This is a genomic window from Enterococcus raffinosus, assembly GCF_001886185.1.
Lineage (GTDB): Bacteria > Bacillota > Bacilli > Lactobacillales > Enterococcaceae > Enterococcus_A > Enterococcus_A raffinosus.
Window position 1 is genome coordinate 1 of the sequence record NZ_JXLA01000069.1, and the last position, 6,598, is coordinate 6,598.

A 6,598-nucleotide genomic window follows, 5' to 3' on the forward strand; every position below is an offset into this window, starting at 1 on the left:
TCTTCACCAACACTAGTTGACGAAGAGCCGGAAATCTTTTTGATTTCCTCACTTTTTTATTAATTTCGTTTGTCACCACGAGTAAAGACCGCAATACAGCCCAAACCAGTATGACTGGCGATCGTCGTTCCTAGTGGAAAGATTCGAACCTCTTTTGGCTGAATACTTTCTTCTAAATGACGCTTCACTTCTTCTGCACCTTCCTGATCGGCACTCGTTGTAATAAAAATTGTTTGATTTGCTGGATCTGTTGTTGCTTCACTGATTTTATCAGCTACTAGCTGCAACGCTTTTTTACGTCCACGAACTTTTTCAACATTTTGCAACTTGCCCTCAACATCCACTGTGATAATTGGTTTGATGTTCATTAAACCGCCAATCGCTGCACTTGTTTTAGAAATACGTCCGCCACGTTGCAGGTGATTCAAATCATCGACGGTCACCCAATGATGATACGTCAGTTTATTTTCTTCTAGCCAATGATATAGTTCTTCTAACGGTATCCCAGCCTGCTGCTTTTTAGCCGCTTCATAGACCATCAATCCTTCGCCACCGCTAGCAGCTAAGGAATCTACTACATAGACCTCTGCTTCTGGTAAGTCTTCCTTCAACAGTTCCACTGCCTGAATAGCGCTTTGATAAGAGCCGCTCATTCCAGAAGAAAAACAGATATACAAAATTGGAATATTTTTTTCAGCGTAACTGCGGAAAAATTCCACATAACGGCCAACGTTAACCTGCGATGTCGTTGGCATCGCACCATCTTTGATTTGTTGATAAAAATCATCAATTTTAAAACTGCGCCCTAAATCATCGGCGAATTCTGTCCCATCTATCGTGACGTACATCGAAATAAAATCAACGTTGTTTTCATCTAGTAATTCATAAGGCACATCGCAACATGAATCTGTCAGAATCTGATACATTTTAAAATCCTCCAAACACCCGCTTATTAGTAAATCTATTCTACTAGATAATTGGTTGCTTGTCTCATAATATGTTAGATTTGAGCCCAAACACTCTCCATAATATTGGTTTGTGTACGATCTGGTCCAACGGAGAAGGTCGAGATACGCACACCCACAAGTTCAGAAACGCGACGTACATAATTACGCGCATTTTCCGGTAGATCAGCTAAATCACGGCAGCCTGTAATATCTTCGCTCCAACCAGGTAGTTCTTCATAAACGGGCTTACAACGATTTAATTCTTTTAGGCTTGCTGGATAATGGTAAATTAGTTCTCCGTCCAGCTCATACGCTGTACAAATTTTCACTGTATCCAGACCGCTCAAGACATCAATCGAGTTTAAAGAAAGATTCGTAATCCCAGAAACACGTTTTGAATGACGCATCACAACCGAGTCAAACCAGCCCACACGACGTGGACGACCAGTAGTCGTTCCATATTCACGACCGACTTCACGAATCTGATCTCCAACTTCATCAAACAATTCAGTTGGGAAAGGTCCATCACCTACGCGTGAAGTATAGGCTTTACAAACACCGACAACTTTGTCGATTTTAGCAGGTCCTACACCACTACCGATAGTTACCCCACCGGCAACTGGGTTCGAAGAAGTAACAAATGGATAGGTTCCTTGATCAATATCCAGCATAACGCCTTGGGCACCCTCAAATAACACCCGTTTACCTTGATCAAGCGCATCATTCAGGATAACTGATGTATCTGTTACGTATTGTTTGATTTGTTGACCATACTCGTAGTATTCCTCAAAAATATCATCAAAACTCATCGCTTCGTCATCAAACATCTTAACAAATTGACGGTTCTTTTCTTCCAGATTAATTTTTAAGCGTTCTTCAAAAATTTCTTTGTCTAAAAGGTCCGCTACTCGGATACCCACACGAGCTGCCTTGTCCATGTAAGCCGGTCCAATCCCTTTGATTGTTGTACCGATTTTATTTTCACCTTTAGCGTCTTCCTGTAATTGATCCAATTTGATATGGTAAGGCAAGATAACATGGGCGCGATCAGAAATTCGTAAATTGTCTGTTGTTATTCCACGTTCATGTAAATAAGCCAATTCCGTTACTAATGACTTCGGATTGACTACCACACCATTTCCGATGACACTGGTTTTTTCTTTATAAAAAATACCAGAAGGAATCAAGTGCAATTTATATGTTTCATTGTCAAATTTGATTGTATGACCTGCATTGTCTCCACCTTGGTAACGAGCAATGACTTCTGCATTCTCACTCAAAAAATCCGTGATCTTTCCTTTACCTTCATCGCCCCACTGCGTCCCTACAACTACTACAGATGACATCTGAACACCTCGTTTAATTTTATTTAATCCTGCATCATTGTATCAAGAATAGCACAATACTTCAATGAAAATTCGAATATTAAAATATGAAGATTTCAAAATTCAAGCAAATCACGAACATTATTTTTTAAATCCTAAAAAAAGACAAAAAAAGACGCAAGTTTAAAACCTGCGTCAAAATTCCTCTCTTGGTGATAAAGATGAAAATTTATTGTACTGCTTGATGAAGAGCAATTCAACCGTTCCTCGAGCACCACTCCGGTTCTTCTCGATGATAACTTCAATGACATTTCGGTTTGCCGCTGACTCTTCATCCTCTTCTCCTTCACGTTCATAGTAATCATCACGGTATAAAAAGGCTACGATGTCAGCATCCTGCTCGATTGATCCAGATTCACGAATATCACTCAGTACTGGTCGTTTGTCCTGACGCTGTTCAACGCCACGAGAAAGCTGTGATAAAGCAATGATCGGTACTTTTAATTCTTTTGCCAGCTTCTTCAATTGCCGCGAAATCTCTGATACTTCTTGTTGTCGATTCTCTCGTCCAGTTCCTTCGATCAATTGCAAATAGTCAATCAGAATCAGACCAAGATTGCCTTTTTCTTTTGCCAGCTTGTGACATTTCGCTCGGATCTCAGAAACCTTAATTCCTGGTGTGTCATCAATAAAAATATTGGCTCGAGAAAGACTTCCCATTGCAACGATCAGGTTCTGCCATTCTTCTTCAGATAGCTGTCCCGTTCTTAAATGACTGGCTTCAATCGACCCTTCTGCACAAAGCATCCGATTAACCAGTGACTCCGCACCCATTTCCAAACTAAAAATAGCAACAGATTTATCTGTCTTTGTTCCAACATTCTGAGCAATATTCAAAGCGAAGGCCGTCTTACCCACTGCGGGACGAGCTGCTAAGATAATCAATTCCTCCGCTTGTAATCCGGCAGTCATTTTATCTAAAGCTGCATATCCTGTTGGCAATCCTGTGATTTCTTCGTCGTTTCTAGCTAATTGGTCGATATTTTCAATGGCGGTATTCAGGACCTCGCTGATGGTCAAAAAACCGCTCTTATTGCGACGTTCGGACACTTCCATGATATTCCGTTCGGCAGCGTCTAAAATCGTCTGTACGTCGTCTCCTTGCTCAAAACCTTGGGTTACAATATTTGTAGCCGTTTGGATAAGATTTCGCAGCAAAGACTTCTCTTCTACAATTTTTGCATAATACCCTACGTTAGCCGCCGTCGGAACGCTCAAAGCAAGTTCGGATAGGTAGCTTAAACCACCAGCGTCTTCCAGCTGATTTTGCTGTTCCAGTATTTCCTTCACCGTCACTACATCAATCGCTTCATTACGATCATTCAGCTGAATCATTCCACGAAAAATCAGTTGATGCCCGCGACGATAAAAATCTTCTGGAACTATGTACTCCATGGCCGTGATCAAAGCATCAGTCTCCAAAAAAATAGAGCCTAAAGTTGCTTGTTCGGCTTCAATGCTCTGGGGTGGCACACGATCTTGTAACATTTCGCTCATGTCTTTTTACGCTCCTCTTCGTCCATCTATTTTACAAAATCTACCCGTTAAATACAACAAAGAGTATAAGCAATTCTCTTAATTTCAAGAACGCTCATACTCTCTTGTAATTATTCGTTTAAAAAATTATTCTTCGATCACATGTACCTTAATGATTCCTTCAACTTCTGTGTGAAGCTTTACTGGAACCTTAGTATACCCTAAGGTACGAATCGGATTTTCTAGCTCAATTTTGCGTTTGTCGATTTTTAAATCATATTGCTTTTTTAACCCTTCGGCAATTTGTTTAGAAGGAATGGAGCCAAATAGTCGGCCATCTTCGCCGCCTTTTGCTTTGATCTCTACTACTGTGTCTTCTTTTGCCAAAAAGTCTGCTAATTTTTTAGCTTCTGCCAATACCTCAGCCGCTTTCTTATCTTGTGCTTTCTTTTGCCCACTTAATTCAGAAATACTGCTTTTGGTTGCTTCTTTCGCTAATTTATTTTTTAGTAAATAATTTTGTGCATAACCTGTTGGGACTTCTTTAATATCGCCCTTTTTTCCTTTACCTTTAACATCTTGTAAAAAAATTACTTTCATTCTTCTGTCCCCTCCGTTAACTGTTTATTAATGGCATCAAGTAATTGTTTCTTTGCTTCTGCAATGGTACTGCCATCCAGCTGCGTGGCCGCATTTGTAAAATGACCGCCGCCGCCTAAAGCTTCCATCACTGTCTGGACATTAATCGTCCCGGAACTACGCGCACTGATAGCTATTACACCATCCGTTCGTTTGATAATTACAAAAGCCGCATTGATGTCTACCATCGATAACAGCGTATCCGCTGTTTTAGCAGCCGTTACACTGTCGTACTCTTGATTGTCAGTTCCCGTAGCAACGACGATATCATCTCTGACATAATCACTTTCACCGACTAATTTACTAATTTCCAAATAAGATTGAATATCAGTACTCAATAAGTATTGTACTAAAGAAGCATCTGCTCCACAAGTCTTTAAATAACTAGCAACATCAAATGTTCTAGCAGTCGTCCTCACGGCAAAGTTTTTAGTGTCTACCGTAATCCCAGCAAGCAATAAGGTTGCGGTCATTTTGCTCATTTTTTGTCGTTCATTACTTTCGAATTGAATCAACTCTGTGACCAATTCAGATGCTGAGGATGCTGAAGACTCAATGTAGGTTAATAAAGATTTCTCAGGGAACTCTTCCCCTCTGCGATGATGGTCAATAATCACAATATTCTCAAATTGGTCATACAACTCCTGATCAATCGATAACGATGGGCGATGATAGTCAACCATGACCAATAAATCTCCTGGTTTACGTTGTTTTTTTGCTGAATCTGGTGAAATTAAAAGATCCTCTAACTCCCCATTTTTATGAATCTCTTCCAGACAACGTTCCACATCAGGAATGGTCTCCTCTTCATTAATTACAATCTGCACTTTTTTATCGTGATATCGTGCCAAACAAGCCACACCGAAAGCAGAACCAATCGCATCCATATCAGGAAAACGATGCCCCATTACAAATACATTTCCTGTTTGATTGAATACATTTTTTAAAGCTGTCGACATAGCTCTAGATCGCACCCTTGTTCGTTTAGCGGCGCTAGCAGAATTTCCGCCATAAAAAATCGGTTTTTGATCTTCCGCTGCATTCTTTACAACTACTTGATCGCCGCCTCTTACCAATGCGATATCCAAATTATTTTGTGCTTCATCGCCAATTACTTCTAAAGTTTCCATCCCGTAACTAATTCCCATACTTATTGTAATCAGCATGTCTTGCTTTTCAGCAGAGACACGAATATGTTCTAATAGATCAAAATTATTTTCTATCATCTTTTCCAAATCATCGTACCGTGCAAAAAAGAAAAAACGTTCCGCATTTACCCGCTTATAAAAAATTCGATAGGAGTCCATCCAATCAGAAATAATTGTTGTAATAAACGAATTCAAGTTGGATATTTCTTTGTCGTCTCGACGGTCAATTACATCATCATAATTATCTACTGAAAGGATGCCAACCACTGCCTGTTGCAACTTTTCTTTATTCTCTAACACATATTCCTTTGTAACGTCTATTAAATAGACAACGCGTTTTTCTTTATTCAGATCAAAATGATAAAGAATATTTCCTATCTTATAAATACTTTTTCCTTTTTCTGCACGTTGAAGCAATTCATTAATCATATCCTGTTGATCAGCTTTTGTTAATTGCTGAACACTTTCTGTTATTGCTGGATTTGTCCAAGTAAACATATTGCTTTCATCCCAAGTAATAATCCCTACTGGCATATCCTCGGAAACATAATCTAATGCTTCTTCAGCATGGCGAGAAGCATATTGAATTGTTTGTTGATTTGTTACCTCAATACGATTACGCAAAATGATTGTATAAATCCATAACAAAAGATCGATTATTATCACAATTCCTGCCGTTATAAAAGTGAAGGGGAGCACGAAGATTGCAATTAATTGAATCATCAGTAAACAGAGAAAGACGAAGGACCATTTAACACTAGGATTCTTTTTCATCTATATTCTCCCAATTTATTCGTTTGCAGCTATTTTCTATTTAATTTATCGAGTAACTTTCTATCTAAATAAAGTTCAAATAGCTATAGCTTGGTTTCAACTAGTGTAATTTTATCACACTATCCTTTAGCAAGCGACTTTCTAGAATGTTTCACGTGAAACAAAAAAAAGAAACCCCAATAATGAAGTTTCTTTTTAAAGGCTCTATAATATCTAGTGTTGGTGACAC

At 39.1% G+C, this 6,598-nt stretch carries 5 protein-coding genes; all 5 read right to left on the reverse strand.

The features are described from left to right. Positions 1-59: 59 nt before the first annotated feature. The 5 genes from RV13_RS19835 to RV13_RS19855 all read right to left on the reverse strand — a co-directional run bounded on the left by RV13_RS19835 (position 60) and on the right by RV13_RS19855 (position 6,369). Positions 60-926, reverse strand: coding sequence for a DegV family protein (locus RV13_RS19835; protein ID WP_010747407.1), 867 nt, complete (start codon positions 924-926; stop codon positions 60-62). Positions 927-1,000: 74 nt separating this feature from the next. Next, a complete protein-coding gene (locus RV13_RS19840; protein WP_010747408.1) occupies positions 1,001-2,293 on the reverse strand; it encodes an adenylosuccinate synthase in 1,293 nt (430 codons plus the stop codon). Between the two features lie 174 nt (positions 2,294-2,467). Then, the gene (gene dnaB / locus RV13_RS19845) at positions 2,468-3,829 is read right to left on the reverse strand and encodes a replicative DNA helicase (protein ID WP_010747409.1); all 1,362 of its coding nucleotides are present in this window, start codon (positions 3,827-3,829) and stop codon (positions 2,468-2,470) included. Between the two features lie 126 nt (positions 3,830-3,955). Next, positions 3,956-4,408 (reverse strand): 50S ribosomal protein L9, encoded by a 453-nt coding sequence (gene rplI / locus RV13_RS19850; protein ID WP_010747410.1) that lies wholly within the window; start codon positions 4,406-4,408, stop codon positions 3,956-3,958. After that, positions 4,405-6,369 (reverse strand): DHH family phosphoesterase, encoded by a 1,965-nt coding sequence (locus tag RV13_RS19855; protein WP_010747411.1) that lies wholly within the window; start codon positions 6,367-6,369, stop codon positions 4,405-4,407. Before RV13_RS19855 ends, rplI begins: the two co-directional genes overlap by 4 nt. Positions 6,370-6,598 lie beyond the last annotated feature (229 nt).